The sequence below is a fragment of the Hyphomicrobium sp. DY-1 genome (assembly GCF_047497105.1).
In the GTDB taxonomy this organism is placed as follows: domain Bacteria; phylum Pseudomonadota; class Alphaproteobacteria; order Rhizobiales; family Hyphomicrobiaceae; genus Hyphomicrobium_B.
This window is the reverse complement of the sequence record NZ_CP134870.1, coordinates 3783832-3798039: the sequence shown is the minus strand read 5'-3', so window position 1 is coordinate 3798039 and position 14208 is coordinate 3783832. Positions and strand designations below refer to the sequence as shown.

The 14208-nt window shown below is 62.5% G+C and carries 18 protein-coding genes; 10 read left to right on the top strand and 8 right to left on the bottom strand.

Features of this window, described 5'->3' with window-relative positions; genetic code table 11:
• Positions 1-30 precede the first annotated feature (30 nt).
• Entirely contained in the window at positions 31-381 is a 351-nt protein-coding gene (locus RLW41_RS18430; RefSeq protein ID WP_414462397.1) for an excalibur calcium-binding domain-containing protein, read from the top strand.
• An 82-nt stretch (positions 382-463) separates the two neighbouring features.
• Complete coding sequence (locus tag RLW41_RS18425) at positions 464-856, top strand: hypothetical protein (protein WP_414462396.1); 393 nt, start codon at positions 464-466, stop codon at positions 854-856.
• Between the two features lie 6 nt (positions 857-862).
• On the opposite strand, the gene RLW41_RS18420 is transcribed toward RLW41_RS18425, so the two are convergent.
• Positions 863-2893 (bottom strand): tail fiber domain-containing protein, encoded by a 2031-nt coding sequence (locus RLW41_RS18420; RefSeq protein WP_414462395.1) that lies wholly within the window; start codon positions 2891-2893, stop codon positions 863-865.
• Between the two features lie 2 nt (positions 2894-2895).
• Positions 2896-3780, bottom strand: coding sequence for a tail fiber domain-containing protein (locus RLW41_RS18415; protein WP_414464611.1), 885 nt, complete (start codon positions 3778-3780; stop codon positions 2896-2898).
• Between the two features lie 2067 nt (positions 3781-5847).
• On the opposite strand from RLW41_RS18415, the gene RLW41_RS18410 reads away from it, so the two are divergent.
• The 3 genes from RLW41_RS18410 to RLW41_RS18400 are packed head-to-tail and all read left to right on the top strand — an operon-like array spanning position 5848 to position 8859.
• The gene (locus tag RLW41_RS18410; RefSeq protein ID WP_414464610.1) at positions 5848-6186 is read left to right on the top strand and encodes a type II toxin-antitoxin system CcdA family antitoxin; all 339 of its coding nucleotides are present in this window, start codon (positions 5848-5850) and stop codon (positions 6184-6186) included.
• A complete protein-coding gene (locus tag RLW41_RS18405; RefSeq protein ID WP_414462394.1) occupies positions 6077-6328 on the top strand; it encodes a CcdB family protein in 252 nt (83 codons plus the stop codon). Before RLW41_RS18410 ends, RLW41_RS18405 begins: the two co-directional genes overlap by 110 nt.
• Before the next feature lie 44 nt (positions 6329-6372).
• Positions 6373-8859, top strand: coding sequence for a hypothetical protein (locus RLW41_RS18400; RefSeq protein WP_414462393.1), 2487 nt, complete (start codon positions 6373-6375; stop codon positions 8857-8859).
• On the opposite strand, the gene RLW41_RS18395 is transcribed toward RLW41_RS18400, so the two are convergent.
• Genes RLW41_RS18395 through RLW41_RS18380 form a run of 4 tightly spaced genes read right to left on the bottom strand, consistent with a single transcriptional unit; the run spans position 8839 to position 11394 of the window.
• Positions 8839-9333: an NUDIX hydrolase gene (locus tag RLW41_RS18395; protein ID WP_414462392.1), complete on the bottom strand. Its 495-nt coding sequence runs from the start codon at positions 9331-9333 to the stop codon at positions 8839-8841. The genes RLW41_RS18400 and RLW41_RS18395 overlap by 21 nt on opposite strands.
• Positions 9326-10870 carry a replicative DNA helicase gene (gene dnaB, locus RLW41_RS18390; RefSeq protein ID WP_414462391.1) on the bottom strand — a complete coding sequence of 515 codons (1545 nt, stop codon included), beginning with the start codon at positions 10868-10870 and terminating at the stop codon, positions 9326-9328. The genes RLW41_RS18395 and dnaB overlap by 8 nt, the downstream gene beginning before the upstream one ends.
• A complete protein-coding gene (locus RLW41_RS18385; protein WP_414462390.1) occupies positions 10867-11076 on the bottom strand; it encodes a hypothetical protein in 210 nt (69 codons plus the stop codon). The genes dnaB and RLW41_RS18385 overlap by 4 nt, the downstream gene beginning before the upstream one ends.
• Before the next feature lie 6 nt (positions 11077-11082).
• A complete protein-coding gene (locus RLW41_RS18380; protein WP_414462389.1) occupies positions 11083-11394 on the bottom strand; it encodes a hypothetical protein in 312 nt (103 codons plus the stop codon).
• A gap of 133 nt (positions 11395-11527) precedes the next feature.
• On the opposite strand from RLW41_RS18380, the gene RLW41_RS18375 reads away from it, so the two are divergent.
• Together RLW41_RS18375 and RLW41_RS18370 are read left to right on the top strand one after the other, a co-directional pair.
• Positions 11528-11725 carry a hypothetical protein gene (locus tag RLW41_RS18375; RefSeq protein ID WP_414462388.1) on the top strand — a complete coding sequence of 66 codons (198 nt, stop codon included), beginning with the start codon at positions 11528-11530 and terminating at the stop codon, positions 11723-11725.
• Between the two features lie 139 nt (positions 11726-11864).
• Positions 11865-12164 (top strand): hypothetical protein, encoded by a 300-nt coding sequence (locus tag RLW41_RS18370; protein WP_414462387.1) that lies wholly within the window; start codon positions 11865-11867, stop codon positions 12162-12164.
• Here the strand turns inward: RLW41_RS18370 and RLW41_RS18365 are convergent.
• Positions 12124-12444, bottom strand: a complete 321-nt coding sequence (locus tag RLW41_RS18365; protein WP_414462386.1) for a DUF86 domain-containing protein — start codon at positions 12442-12444, stop codon at positions 12124-12126. The genes RLW41_RS18370 and RLW41_RS18365 overlap by 41 nt on opposite strands.
• A 29-nt stretch (positions 12445-12473) precedes the next feature.
• On the bottom strand, positions 12474-12770 hold the full coding sequence (locus RLW41_RS18360) for a nucleotidyltransferase family protein (protein ID WP_414462385.1): 297 nt from the start codon (positions 12768-12770) through the stop codon (positions 12474-12476).
• Between the two features lie 240 nt (positions 12771-13010).
• Here RLW41_RS18360 and RLW41_RS18355 point away from each other — a divergent pair, with 240 nt between their 5' ends.
• From RLW41_RS18355 to RLW41_RS18345, 3 genes are all read left to right on the top strand, one after another.
• On the top strand, positions 13011-13424 hold the full coding sequence (locus RLW41_RS18355) for a helix-turn-helix domain-containing protein (protein ID WP_414462384.1): 414 nt from the start codon (positions 13011-13013) through the stop codon (positions 13422-13424).
• 231 nt (positions 13425-13655) lie between these two features.
• The gene (locus RLW41_RS18350; protein WP_414462383.1) at positions 13656-13877 is read left to right on the top strand and encodes a hypothetical protein; all 222 of its coding nucleotides are present in this window, start codon (positions 13656-13658) and stop codon (positions 13875-13877) included.
• Positions 13874-14176, top strand: a complete 303-nt coding sequence (locus RLW41_RS18345) for a hypothetical protein (protein ID WP_414462382.1) — start codon at positions 13874-13876, stop codon at positions 14174-14176. Before RLW41_RS18350 ends, RLW41_RS18345 begins: the two co-directional genes overlap by 4 nt.
• Positions 14177-14208 lie beyond the last annotated feature (32 nt).

The following is a 14208-nucleotide window of genomic DNA, read 5'->3' as shown; positions in this document are numbered from 1 at the left end:
ACCATAGCCTGTATACTTGAAGGCCTTTCAATGAACCTCGACGACCATCACCGCACCGGCCGCGAAGCCGCCTCCCGCCGCAACCGCATCGATCTCGGCATCGAGCGACCGCGTCGGAACGGGCCCGGCATCGGCGCGCTCGCGTCGTCGCTCCGGAGCTGGTGGGTCATTTGGAGCCTTATGCTGGGCACACTGCTCGCACTCGTCTTCGCGTCGCCATGGTCACTCGACGATCTCCGCGTCGCCACCGCTGGCAGGAACTGCGCATCAGCCCGCGCCGTGGGACTTGCGCCCGCCCATCGCGGAGAACCGGACTACTATTGGTGGAACGACCGCGATGGTGACGGTATCGCCTGCGAACCTTGGCATCGCCCCCGCTAATCAGGTCACACCCGGTTAAGAAATTCGCAGCTACCCTCGCTTCATTGCAAAAACATTCAATTTTAAAGAAGGCGGGTTCCCCATGTTCACCTGGATTGGCGAGAAAATCGAAGCCTCGGGATACAAGGGCTGGACGCTCCTGGGGCTCACCGTGGTGCTTGTGCTTATGCTTGTGGCTCCCCGCGCCCAGCCAACGGCCGTGCAAGCCGACCACACCGGCTTCCGCTGCCTTTCCAAGTGGGACGGCTCGCATCCCGGAATGGTCCGCACCGTTCAGGGCACGTTGCGCGACCCAGGAAGTTTCGAGCACATCAAGACGCTGATCGCACCTCTCGACGCCGGCGGCGGCCACCGCATCGTGATGACCTACCGCGCGAAGAACGGGTTCGGGGGCTACAACGTCGAACGCACTAGCGGATCGTTCGATGACAGAAGCTGCGCACTCACCGCGCTCCGGCTCGGGGACAACGAATAGCGCACCTCAGCGTGCCGCTTTCAATTTCTCAAGCTCCCTCTGAAGTTCGTCAACGCGGTGCTCGAGATTTTCGTTGGCAGCCTGGAGTTTCTTTAGTTCACCATGGTCATCATCGAAGAGGTGCTTGAGGTCCTGCACCGCTTTCACGATTGGGGCAATCAGGCCGTTATATTCAATCCGCAGCAGGCCGTCCGGCGTATCCTTGGTTTTCAGGCCGGTGTTGCGCACGATATCAGGCAGGACCTTCTTCATGTCCTGCGCTATGAACCCGTACTGCAGTTCGGTGCCGCTCTTGGGGTCTTTCCAGTGGAAGGACACGGGAGTCATCTTTTCGATGACGGCGAGGCCGCTGTCTTCCTGCAGGGACTTGATATCCTTTTTCACCCGGCGGTCGGATGAGACGGTGATGTTGCCGACGTTGGAGCTGTCCACCCAAAGTTGGGCGACACCGCCTGTCCAATAGAAGTTGAAGGCGTTGCTGCCGGCCGTGCCCGTGCCGGTGCGGGAACGGAGCGCGCCGCGAATCACCCCGCCGTTGAGGTCCAGCGTATCCGCCACGCTGGCGCCGCCGATACCGACGCCACCGCCGTTATCGTTGAGGATGATGGCCTTCGCCGTATTCCAGCCGCCGCGGATGATGGCGGTACCACCGTCATTCACCTGCATGCCCATGGCGTTGTAGGGGGTGGTCGAATAGGCGGCGTTTCCGATGACGAGTCCCAAGCTGGCCTGGCTGGGCTGCATGATATGCAGCTTGCCGTTGGCCGTCCCGGTGTTGATGCCGACGTTGCCGCTGCTATCAATCACGGCCCGCTGCGCGCCACCCGTGTAGAACGTGACGCTTCCCGCGCTGCTGGTGGAGACGGCGGTGGTGCCGGAAAGGATCACGTTGCCGCCCGCGCCGATGGGGCTGATGGCGTAGCCGCCCATGTGCAGCACCGAGGAAATGGAAACCCCGCGCGTGTCCACCGCGAGGGAGGCCGACGCCAGCGTGTTCTGGCCGGTGGTGCTGACGACCATCGAGCCCGAGACCTGCAGGGTGGCGGTGGGGCTTGAGGTTTGAACCCCGATATTTGTGGATGTGCCGACGCCAGGCTTCATGAAAATGGCGGGGTCATAGTCGAAGAATGAAAACGCAACGCCGCCGGCGGAACTCCCCGATTGCCGGAACCGCAGGACATTTTGAACGCCCGCATATGTCGCATCGCCCTTGATAAACATTGTCGGGGAACTTGTACTGCTAAACGGAACCAAGAGTGCACTTCCCGAGACCGTCAGTTCCTTAGCTGGGCTATTCGTCCCCACCCCCAACCATCCGTTAGTGTGGTCCCAATACAGGCCGCTGGTGGTCCCGGACTCATAAGTGAGGCTGTTGGCGCCGTTCCAGAACGCGATGGCGGTGGCCGAACCACCGCTGACGCCCGCGCCGGTGATGGTGCCGGAGTTGAGGCCGGTCCACGTGGTCCCCACGCAGATAGCGATGGTGTTGCTGGTGGTGTCGTATTTGAGCGCGCCGTTGAGGCCTGCCGAGCAGGAGGCCCCTCCCCCGGTGCCCACCTGGATGAGCGTACCGCTGATGCCGGTGGCGGAAATGGTGGTCATGCTGGCGGCGCCGAGAACCGTGAGCCCGCCGTTGCCGAGGATGGAGCCGAAGGTGCCGAGGCCCGTGTTGTTGATCACCGCCGAGTTGACCGTATTGATGTTGGCGGTGCTGGCCGAAATAATCGGTGCCGAAAGGGTACTTGCATTGTAGGTGAAGTTGCCGGTGTCGCCGCCGAGGGCGCCGCCGGAATTGATCTGAACGTCACCCGTCGAGCCGTACGGGGTCGCGCCGCCACCGCTGGTGTTGACGGTGAATGAAACCCCGCCCGCCATTGAGATCCAGTTCGTTGAATCGCAGTACGCCATCACGTTCGCGGAGGTGGAGTAGGTCATGTCCCCCGCGTTGCCGACCGGGTTGGAGCACGCGGCGTTCGCGGCCTGACACATCGCCAACAAGCCCATCAGGGGCAGTAGCAGGCCAAGGGCACGGCGCATTATCATTGTCGTTGTTGCTTGAGTTGTCTCACTTCTTGCCGCAGTTCTTCAACCTCGTTCCTCAAGGTTTGGATGTTGTCGTTGGCGGCCTTGAGCTGCGCGTCGGTGCTTTCGAAGCGGTGCTTGAAGTCTCGGATAACCTCAATGACCGGGGCAATGAGGATGGCGTAGTCCACCGTCTTTGCGGTGCCGATGGTGGTGTCGGACACTTCGGTGACGGCCTGCGGGAATGCTTTCTCGACATCCTGGGCGATGACACCGATGTGCTCCGGCCCGCTTATATCCTTACGTTTCCAGTGGTAGGTGACGCCGTTGATGAGCATCAGCTTGTCCAGCGGATCCTTGATGGGCTCGATGCGGTCCTTGAGCCTGCGGTCCGAGGTGCAGGACGTCGTGCCGGTCCCGTTGGCGAGCGTACAGGTGGAGGTGCCGGTGAGCGTGAACACACCATTGGGGGCGATGACAATACGGGCAACACCAGCGGTATCATCGCCAAGAACAAATCCGGCGGAACCGCGCGAACCTATAGAATACGTACGGCCACTTGTACCGGTGTCTTCAATGCCGATCGCCGCTTTCTTGAAACTTGAGCCATTGCCTGAGTCACCACTCACCGTGAGACGGTAGGTTTGGGCAATGGTATTGATGCCGACAAGATTGCTATTGTCTTTGATAGAGATCGGCCATTGACCGGTATTGTTGTCCCAAACCCCCACACCGGCAATGGAGGTATTTGCGCCGATGGCGTACACATCGCCACTCGTGGGCGAAATGTACACAGCCGGGGCGTTGCTCCCCGTAAGCCGGATATTACCGCCGTTAACAACCAGTTTGCTGCCATTGCTGGGAGCCGTGGTGCCAATGCCCACGGCACCACTTCCGTCCATAACCATCACCGGACTGCCGGCTACAGTAAACGTGATGCTCCCCGCGCTGCTGGTGGAGACGACGGTGGTCCCGGAGAGGATGGCGTTGCCGCCCGCGCCGATGGGCGAAAACGCGCTGCCGGTGATGTGGACAATGCTGCTCACCGAGACACCGCGGCTGTCCACCGCCAGCGAGGCAGACGAGAGGCTGTTCTGGCCGGTCTGGCTGACGACGAACGTGCCGGAAACCTGGAGAGTGGCTGTGGGGGACGCGAAACCGCCAACCCCGACATTGCCGCCGTAAGGCTGGAGGGCGATGTTCTGGACAATCGCGTTACTTGCATTCGTGCCTTGCAGGATGGGCGTGCCGCTTCCGCCGTTCCCCGACATGTAGATGGCCCGGTCGGCGGTGCTGTTGACGCTCATGATCGCTCCGCCGGAAACCGTCAGCGGGACCCCGGGCATGTTGGTGCCGATGCCGAGGCGGCTGTTGATGTGGTCCCAGTAGAGCCCGCTGGTGGTGGCGGATTCATACGTGAGGCTGTTGGCGCCGTTCCAGAACGCGATGGCCGTGGCGGAGCCGCCGCCGGTCAACGTGCCTCCGCCGCTACCGAGGGCGCTCCAGGTGTTGGAACCGTTGCAATAGTAGAGCGTGCCTGCAGTGTACCGGATGGCCCCGCCGTTGGTGGCGGTCACGCAGGCCGCACCAGAGGAGCCGGTTTGGATTTCGCCGTTCGCGACGGTCAGGCTGCTCGGGTGAGTGCCACCCGTGCCGATGGCGAGGTCGCCCGCCCAGATGATGGTGTTCAGGTAAGTAGCCGTGTTCCAGTCGTAGGTTCCCAAGATGCCGGAATTCAAGGCGGGATTGAACCGCATAAACAGCGCTTTTTCCGTCGAGCCGCCGCCGTTGCTGACGCGGATGTCGCCCGACACGTCCAGCGCATAGGGCGCCGGATTAGTGGTGAACACGCCGACGCTGCCGTTGCTGGGCACATAGAGGCCCGGCGAGTTCGGGTCGGTACTATTACTCACCGTGAACGTGCCGGAGACCTGGAGGCTGGCGGTGGGGGATTGGGTGTTCACGCCCACGTTGCCGTTCACATCGATACGCATCCGCTCCTGGTTGGATGACGGCCCTGTCCCCATGATGATCGCCGAGGTTGCGGCGCCACGACCCGTAAGCAAAAGATTTCCGTTCAGGGAACCAATTGAGAAATCGCCGACCGACGTCCCAAGACCAAACTGGTTTACCTGCGTGGCAATGCCAATCTGGCCTAGACCGAGACCACCCGTGTTGCTGACCTGGATGTAAGGCGCGTTGCTCCCACGGACCAACAACCCATCGATATTGTTTCGAGCATCAACCGTGAGCGCCAAGGTCGGCGTCGTCGTTCCAACGCCCAAACGCCCGTTGGTATGGTCCCAGTAGAGGCCGCTGGTGGTGGCGGATTCATAAGTAAGGGCGGTCGGGCCGCTCCAGAACGCGATGGCAGTGGCCGAGCCGCCGGAGAGCGTGCCGCCCGAACCGTTGGCCAACTGGCCCCAGGCCGAGCCGTTGCAATACTCGATGTTGCCGGAATTGTAGCGGATGGCGCCCGCAAGGCCCGTGCCGCACGGCATGGCGCTGGTGTTCACCTGGATGACGGTGCCGGAAACATAGGTGGCGGAGACCGTGCTGGCCGAGATGCTGCCCGCCACCGTCATGCCGCCGTTGTTAATCATGCCGGCAGTGCCCACGTACACCGGGCCCACGGCGGTGTCGCAGGCGATGTCCTTGCCGTCGGTATAGCAAAGGTAGCCGTTGGTCAGCTTGGGGGTGACGGCGTCGGTCATGCTGACCGTACCGAAGTTCACCCAGTCATTGGCGGCGTGCGCACTCCCGCTTAAAGCCAATGCCGCAGCCAAAGCCAATCCGGCACCATGCAACACGCGCGCGAGGGTCTTGCTCACACACTCAAGGTCTTGGAGTTCCGCGTATACGACAAGCCACGACACCATTTTGATGATGAGGCTTGTGGCAGCGCTGCAATCCACGCCCACTTCAACCCGGCCGTTCCCAGTTAATCCGTATACGGACATACTGCCCCCATAAACGCGCCCGACCACAGAAGCCCTGTTATCATCGATACCAGCGAGGACCTGCTGCGCCCCGCCAAGCACATCCACCTCGACACGACCCCCGCCGCCGAAGACGGCATCCGCACCGCCCAGTCGGAAAAGTGGCTCCAGGACAACAAGGAGGCCATCAACGCCTATAACCGCGACATCCGCAAAAACGGCATCGCCATTCCCCCCTTGTGGGCCCGCCCTTGCCCCCATGGCACACTTCGAAATCTACCCCAGCCCCCTCGCCCACGCGCCTTACCTTGTCGACATTCAATCCAACCTTCTCGAACCCCTCACCACACGCGTCGTCATCCCGCTTAAACCTGTCAACACGCCCCAAATACGAATCCCGTCACGACTCGCCCCGGTCATAGAAATCCGAAGTCAATCCTTCATCCTCAGCACCGCTGCCATCGCCACCGACATGGCCGTTGAGATCAAATCGCCACTGCCCACCGCATAGGCACACACCATTGGCCCCGCAGCCCATCCGCATGAACATGCGGCATGGCCCGCCAACCCTTTTGGACACCCGAGAACAGCAAGCGGCTCGACGCGCTCGTCCAACGTAACCGTCTCGTGCTCACCATCGAGAAAGCCGCGACGCTCCTCGGCACTTCGCCCGCCACCGTCCATACCGAAGTCACCCGCCGTGGCCTCATCACCCCCGGGCGCGGGTCCCACATCTGGACGCCCGCCATGCTCTCCAAGCTCAATCTCCTTCTGGACGGCAAAGGCAAGCTCACCATCTCCAACGCCAAAGCCGCCGCCGTCCTCGGATGCGACCGCCACAGCATCATCACCGGCCTCATCCTGCTCCAAGGCAAAACACCCGACCGCCTTCCGCTCACACCCGACACCACCGCCCGCATCAAGAGGCTTGCCGATAAGGACGGCTACCTCACCCTCTCCGTTGCAGACGCGGCGCGCAAGATCGGCTGTTCGGTGAAGGTGATGAAGCGCGCGATGCGCAGCCTCAACCTCCGCAGCCAACCTGTGTTCGCCTGGACCCCTGACAAGCTCGGCATCCTGTGGTCGCTCATGGACCACCACGGCCAACTCACCGTTACCCAGCAAAAAGCCGCCAAAAGCGTCGGATGCTCTCACCGGGCTTTGCAGCTTCGCCTCGCCATGCCGCCAACGAAACGGTGGCTCCCCACGGCTCGCCCTGCGCCCCAACCAGCAACAGCGAACACCCCACAACCAAAACCATCGCATCCCGCGCTTCGCGCGCTCTGCAAAGACGGCGTCCTCACCATTCCGATTGATAAGGCCGCCGCGCGCTTCAAGGTCAGCCGACAAACCATCCGCAACCGACTAAAAGCCATCGGCGCCAAGACACCGCCCCCGGATCATGCCTTGTCCACACATGCCCGCGACAATGCCCTCAAGAAACTCTGCCGCGACGGCCAGCTCACCATGCCCGTGGACAAAGCCGCCAAGCACCTCCACTGCACGGCCGAAACGCTGCGCCGCGCCATGAAGAGGCTTCACATCGCGTTCCCGCCGCGCCCCGGCATCGAGAACCTGCAGCGCCACCGCGACCAGCGGACCGCGCAAACCGCCCAACGGCGCGAGAAGCTCCTCACGTTCGCCAAGGATGGCGTGCTCACCCTCCATCCCAACGTCATCGCCGCGAAGCTCGGATGCCGCCCCAGAACCGTCAACAACGACATGACCGCGCTCAACCTCCGTTCCGCCAAGCATCAGGACAACATCTGGAGTGCCGCCAAGGAAGAGGCGCTGCGCGCGCTGTGCGCGGGGGACCGGCTCACCGTTTCCGTCGCACGTGCTGCGCAGCAAATTGGCGTTCCGCCCCAAATCCTCGACGCGCACCTGTCGCGCCTTCACATCATGCACGTCCAGACCGACCCCGCCGACGCCGGCCCCCTTCTCGCGGTACTGCGCAAGTGGCAACCCAACCTAGTACCCATGAAAGTCGCGCAAGCCGCCAACGAACTGCCCGCACTCACCACCCTGACCAAAGAACAGATCAGCTTGCGCGCCGGGGCGCTCTCCCGCCTCTTGAAGGTCACCCCCGAAACCGCGGTGTCCATGGCGTTGTCGGCGCCAGGACTCTTCATCGACGACATCGCCGCCCTGCGCGCCACGATGCGCCAAGCTCCCCCGCTTCTCGGCATCGGCCCCGATGCCTACCACGGCTGGGTCTGCGAGACCCCGCGTGTGCTCCTGTTGCGCCCTGCCGCGATCATTGCACGCGTCGACGAGCTCTGCGCGTTTCTCCACGTCGATCGCCCGAAGCTGCTGCTCTTCCTCCGACGCAAGCCCCAACTCCTTCAATACTCCTGCGCCGAATTGGAATGCCGGGCACAAGCCCTTGCCGCCGCGCTCGACCTACCGCTCGAAAGCATCACCACCGCCATCTACCGCCAGCCCCAAATCATCGTCACGTCGCCCGACAAACTCGCCGGGCATTGCGCTCACGTGGCCGACCTTCTTTCCACCACCACGCACGCCGTCGCCAAGGCCTTCATCGCCAATCCCTCCATGCTCCAGGTCAAACCCACATCCCTTGCCGACAACGTGCGCGCCGGCGCAGCGCTCTTCAAATGCGACACCGCCGCGCTCGCCGCCGCCTACCTACAACGCCCGCCGTTGCTGACCATGCGGCCCGCGACCTTGTTCTCCCGCATGCTCGACCTCGCCGCCATCTTCCACCTCGATCACGCCGCAATGATTAAGGAAATCCTTGGGCATCCCTACCTTCTGACCTTCGCCGCCGACAACACGCGCGAAAAGGCGTGGCTGCTCACCAAACTCGGGGAAGCCGTGGGACACAACCGCACGCCCGCCGACATCCTCAAACATGCCCCCATGGCCTTCACCTACTCGAAGGAACGCATCGCGTCCCGCGTGGAGATGGCACGCCAGGGCATCGGTCCGAAAAGCGTCAGCGCCCTCTTGACGATGTCGGACCGACGGGCCGCCAAACTCGTTGCCCGTGCCGAGGCCTCACCCAATCGGTATCATTGACCGCTTTGCCGCACTCGGCAGCCATTGCACCCGATCGGGAAGCAGCATCTCCGCCGCGACGTCCTTGAGCTTGTCGACAAAAAACGGTAAGTCGCGAAACTCATCGCCCCCAACCCACGCAACGCCCTGATGCTCCGGTGACAACTTTACCGCTGTCTCCACCGCAAACCCGCGATAGAAGACCCAAAGCCCAGCACGACGCACGCCGCGATGTACGCGAACGTGAAGACCAAGTTCCGGCTCAAGCCCCGTTTGCTCGGAAAGCTCCCGGAAGATGCCGGCACGCGGATCTTCCTTCCTCAGCAGGGCGCCGCCGGGCAACGTCCAACGGTTGCGCGCGTCAATTTCGTAAAGCGGCGGGTATTGAAGCACCAACAAGCGACCTTCCTGATCGGTCACCACCGCGTACTGACGGACATCCACCGCCAACGATTCCGCAGCGACAACGCTGCTCGGCAACCTCCGGTCAAACATGCGCCCCGCCCGCAAAGCTTTGGAACGTGGTGGTCTCGGCCCTAAACAACAGCCGCACGGTGTCCACGGGTCCCTTGCGGTTCTTGGCGATGATCAACTCCGTAATACCCTTCGCCTTCTCAAGCCGCTCCTTGAGTTCCATCACCTTGCGGCGTTCCTGGTCGTTGCCCGTCACTTCCTCCGTACCGGCGCCAAGCTGGCGGGCGAGGTAGAAATCTTCGCGGTAGAGGAAGGCCACCACATCGGCATCCTGCTCGATCGCGCCGCTTTCGCGGAGGTCGTTGAGGAGGGGACGCTTATTCTCCCGGGATTCCAGGTTGCGCGACAACTGAGAGGCGACAAGAACAGGCACATCAAGTTCACGCGCTATCTGCTTGAGGCCTTGGGAAATCTCCGTCACTTCCTGCGTCCGGTTCTGTTCACCGCGAAGGGTGGGGGAACGGATCAGCTGCAAGTAATCCACAATCAGCAGGCCGATGTTGTGCTTCCGCTTCATCTGCCGGGCGCGGCTGTGGATCTGCTGGATGGTGAGACCCGCCGCGTCGTCGATGATGAGGGGAAGTTCCGCCATTCCCCCCATCACTTGCGTCATGCTCTCAAAGTTCTTGTTTGAGAGTTGACCGTTCATGATCTGCTGGCTGTTCAGGTTGGCGGCACCGGCCACCATCCGCTGCATCAGCTGAACCCGCGACATCTCGAGGCTGAACACGCCAACCGCCGCGCCGTCCTGCTCGCCGTCCATCATGCGCTTCGCCGCGTGGTGCGCGATGTTGAGGAGCAGGGAGGTTTTACCCATGCTAGGCCGCGCGCCGAGCACGACGAAGTCGCTGCGCTGCAGGCCGCCCAGCAGCTTGTCCACGTCCATGAACCCCGTGGACACACCCGTCAGGCCGCCCGCCTGCATGGCACGCTCGGCCTGGTCAAGCATTTCGCGCAGGCTTTCCCGCGCCGTGCGTTCGGTGTTCGCCGTCCCCGTTCCCGACAGTCGGAACAACTCATCGCCCACGGAGGCGATGATCGCGCCCACCGCTTCAAACGTCGGCGCCTTCTCCGCCTCCCGCTTCACACCATCGCCCAGGCCCATAAGCTGTCGTTGAAGGTACGTTGTTTGAATAACTTCGGCGACGCTCTTGATGTCACCCGCGAAGCCCGCATTCTCGAACATCGACTTGAGGTGCGGGAGGAGGCCACCCTGTTTCCCGAAGGTCGTCTCCCTGAGTTGTCCCTCGATGCTGATCGGGTTCGCTTCCACGCCGCGGACGTTGATGAGATGCTCGAGCGCGGCAAACGCCGCCGCGTGCAGAGGAACGTAGAAGTGTTCCGGCCGCAGCATCCCGCCCAGCTCATCGTAAAGCGCGTTCCTCACCATCAACGCGCCGAGAACCGCTTGCTCCGCCGGAACCGCGTACGGCAACACGCCAACAGCGGCTCCGCGCGCTGCATCCAGCTTGTGAACGGTTGCAAGATCTCCCACCGGGCGAGAGTGCCGGAAAAGATGATAGCCGTCATGGACGCTGCCGCTTTGGTGGGCAGTCACGCATCGTCGAGCGGCTCAAACTCCAACGTGAACTTGGCCTGGCAATCCGGGCACTCATAGTGCGTGCGCCGGTCCAGGATCATGTCGTAGACCGCGATAACCCGCGAGTAATGAAGGCTGCCGCCATACAAGTGCAGGTGCTCGCGAGGGATTTCCTCTCCTCTCCACAGGGCGCCGCACGCGGGACAGTTGTCGGGTTTCTTCATCCTGCCTCACGCGCTCGGCGGGCCTTGCATGTTCATCATGCGGGATTGCTGCTCGAGCAACGTGATGGCCGACTGCAGGTGCGCCACCAACTCCCTCGCTGCCGGCACGCTGCACCGCAGGTACGCGGTGACCACGGCATCGGTCATGATCTTGTCGCCGTCCGGGACCTGCCTGATCGCCACCAGCGTGGCGCCGATGATCCCGTTCATCACCGATCCCGTCGGCGCGCCATCAAAGAAAATATGCGGCGCATGCGGAACATCCTTCGGTGGTTCGGTGATGGCCTCGAACGGACGGCGCTTGATCTCATCGCTCATTGAACCCTCCCTTGTTTTCCGTTTCTTTTATCATACGCCCTTGCCAATGAAATCCGCATCCACCATGACGCCACCGAGACCTCCTCTCCGCATGCCCCTCCGGCGGCATGCGAGGGGAGAAAGCATCACATCCATGATTTCCCTCACCATCAAGTACATCACCGCGTGCGCCCTATGCTGGTGCTACGGTGAACTCGCCGCCCACGCCGAAGCGCGCGGTTGGTGGAGCACGCGTATGTCCTTGGCCCTTGTGCCGGCGTTATGCCTCGCCATCGTCGCGATCGTGTATGGCTCCCGCATCTTCACGCTGATGATGGTGCTGTCCCCATGAGGGGCGGCTTTTTTGATTTCCACTTTCTTTTTCATTCCCAGTTGCCAACAGAGCTGTTCTGAATCATCACGCCCCCGAGACCTCCGTCTCCGCCACGCCCTTTCCCGGCGCGAGCGGAGGGGGAGAAAGCCGCACATCCATGTTCAACGACTACACGCTCAACCGCGTGGCTTACGCGCTTGTGAGGGCCTTCCTCTACATCGCCTTCGCGTGCGCGCTGCTCTGGTTGATGCAAAACGGTTACGAGGGACCCCGTCTCATCGCGTCCCTCGCGCTCATCTTCGGCGGGCTCGAAGGAATCGTCCGCGTCTTCGCCGACGCCGCGACCGGCGTGCCGTCCGAACCGAAGTTGCCCCAACGGCGCCGCCACGCTTCACCGCGTGGTGGCTGTCCGCCTTTTATTTTGCTGACACCCCATCAGCGGCCGGCAACTCGTTGACCACCTTGAGCAGCACCAGAAAATGCACCTTCACCGTATCCCACACGATATCCGCTTCGACGCGGAAATACTGGTGCCGCAGCATGTCGCCCATGCCAATCAAATCCTTCCACCGAACCTCGGGATATCGCGCGCGGACCGACCTCGGGATCTGCTTGGCCGCTTCGGCCACCACCAGGATGCGGTTCTGCGCCGCCCAATAGACCGCCTCGTTGCTTTCCAGGCGCTCGCGGCTCATGCCCTTGACCAACGCTGCACTCGCCTTAATGGCGTTCCGCATGTCCAGAAGCCAAAGGCCGAGGCCCTGGCTTAGAACACCTTGATCGCCGTGCGCTCCACCGCGCGGCGGATCAACGGGTGCAAGCCACCGCGCGTCCCCAAGTCCACCTTCACGCCAAGCACGTCCTGCATGCGGCGCCGCAAGAGCACGAGGTCCGGCAACCCCATCGGGCGCCGCTTGTCCCTGTCGATGAAAACACCAACGTCCGAGCCGCGGCGCGCTTCGTTCCTCGCCACCGACCCGAACAAATACACATGAACGGCGCCCAACCCCTTCAGGGATTCCTTTTCAGCGCGAAGCCGCGCAACAACGTCGCTACTCTTCATGTCCCCAATTTATCGGTGTACGCACAAAGTTGGCAAACGCAAAACTGACCATATTTTCCGCACCGTCAGTTCCCATCCTCGCGAACCATCCCATAATGATGGCCAACGAAAGCGCGAGGACTGGCACGACGGCCATTGCCCCTTCTCCAGGATGGACAAGACCCCGATGGTCTCGCCGCGCTTGTCGCCTACCACCTTCACCGCCTCAACATTCCGCGCAAGGATCTTGAGGCCGCCGGCATGACCCAACTGATGGCGCGCCACCTGCGCCAGGGATCGCTTCAGCTCGGGAAGGACTTCGTCCAGCAAATCGCCACCAGCCTCCAGCTGGAGCCCACCGACCTCACGGCGCCGCTCACCGACGACCAAAAACGCGAATGGCATTTCTACCGCGCCTCGGCGCGCGAGGTCACCGAAGTCTGGCGCCGCGTCGCCGAGGCAACCACCGCCCACAGCTACTCGCAACGCCAACTCAAAAAACTCCTCGGCATTTCCCAAAGCGCCATCAGCCGCGCCATCACGGGTGAAAGAAAATCACCGGTACTCAATTGGCACGATGCCGCGAAAATCGCGGAGGCACTCAACCTCGACACCGGTGCCGAAACTTTCCTTCCACGCGACTTTGCTCAGGAAAAGACCCGCGAACGCGGGTGATGACCTATTGGTTGCGAACCCCTTTGTTGGCGCTTTCCCGCCGCATTCCCGTCCATTTGGATGCGATCATACCGCACCCGGTGCTGCGCGCTCCTGAGAGCCGCAGACGGCAGCGGGGTCCCATCCCACCCAACCCGTGCGTCCGTGTTTACCCCACGGACCGGGAGCCGACGCGTCTCCTCACCCGGCGCGCAGCACCGACGTTATCGTCGTTCCCAGGGGGAGGCCCACTTGCCGCGTACTCACTTCGACACCATCCACCGATTCCTAACGACGCGACGGCGCATCGTCACCAACGGCCTCGCCTTGATCTGCGCCGACACCGCGCCAGGTAAGCCCGGGACGTTGAGGGTGAGCGCATTGCTCGCGCTCACCCTGCTTCTCCCGTTGATCATCCTGGTCGCGCCGCAGCTTCTCGTGCGCTGCCCCGCCCTCCGCCGAGGACGCCGATGAAAAGGCTCGACCCCTACGAACAGCTGCTCAACGTGATGGAAGGCTACACCGCCGACGGCCAGCCACGCGGCGGGCCCATCGCCATCCCCGGCGGCAACCGGGCCATCGGGTCGGTCGGCCTTCTGCTGGTGGCGCTGTTCCGCGACCTCGAACAGCACATGCCGGACGACATGAAGCTCGACCGCGTCCGCACCGCCATCATCCTCGTCTTTATCCGCTGGCTAAAGCTCACCGGCGTCACGTCGGAACTCCCATTGAAGCGGATGATCCGACGCGTTGCCACCCCACCAACCCACTAAACGCCGCCGTTTGATTTTGTTTGATTCCGGAA

Coding starts and splice junctions, on each gene's coding strand:
- RLW41_RS18430 (WP_414462397.1), top strand. CDS start 31: ATGAACCTCGACGACCATCACCGCACCGGCCGCGAAGCCGCCTCCCGC.
- RLW41_RS18425 (WP_414462396.1), top strand. CDS start 464: ATGTTCACCTGGATTGGCGAGAAAATCGAAGCCTCGGGATACAAGGGC.
- RLW41_RS18420 (WP_414462395.1), bottom strand. CDS start 2,893: ATGCGCCGTGCCCTTGGCCTGCTACTGCCCCTGATGGGCTTGTTGGCG.
- RLW41_RS18415 (WP_414464611.1), bottom strand. CDS start 3,780: ATGGACGGAAGTGGTGCCGTGGGCATTGGCACCACGGCTCCCAGCAAT.
- RLW41_RS18405 (WP_414462394.1), top strand. CDS start 6,077: ATGGCACACTTCGAAATCTACCCCAGCCCCCTCGCCCACGCGCCTTAC.
- RLW41_RS18400 (WP_414462393.1), top strand. CDS start 6,373: ATGGCCCGCCAACCCTTTTGGACACCCGAGAACAGCAAGCGGCTCGAC.
- RLW41_RS18395 (WP_414462392.1), bottom strand. CDS start 9,333: ATGTTTGACCGGAGGTTGCCGAGCAGCGTTGTCGCTGCGGAATCGTTG.
- RLW41_RS18385 (WP_414462390.1), bottom strand. CDS start 11,076: ATGAAGAAACCCGACAACTGTCCCGCGTGCGGCGCCCTGTGGAGAGGA.
- RLW41_RS18380 (WP_414462389.1), bottom strand. CDS start 11,394: ATGAGCGATGAGATCAAGCGCCGTCCGTTCGAGGCCATCACCGAACCA.
- RLW41_RS18375 (WP_414462388.1), top strand. CDS start 11,528: ATGATTTCCCTCACCATCAAGTACATCACCGCGTGCGCCCTATGCTGG.
- RLW41_RS18370 (WP_414462387.1), top strand. CDS start 11,865: ATGTTCAACGACTACACGCTCAACCGCGTGGCTTACGCGCTTGTGAGG.
- RLW41_RS18365 (WP_414462386.1), bottom strand. CDS start 12,444: ATGCGGAACGCCATTAAGGCGAGTGCAGCGTTGGTCAAGGGCATGAGC.
- RLW41_RS18360 (WP_414462385.1), bottom strand. CDS start 12,770: ATGAAGAGTAGCGACGTTGTTGCGCGGCTTCGCGCTGAAAAGGAATCC.
- RLW41_RS18355 (WP_414462384.1), top strand. CDS start 13,011: ATGACCCAACTGATGGCGCGCCACCTGCGCCAGGGATCGCTTCAGCTC.
- RLW41_RS18345 (WP_414462382.1), top strand. CDS start 13,874: ATGAAAAGGCTCGACCCCTACGAACAGCTGCTCAACGTGATGGAAGGC.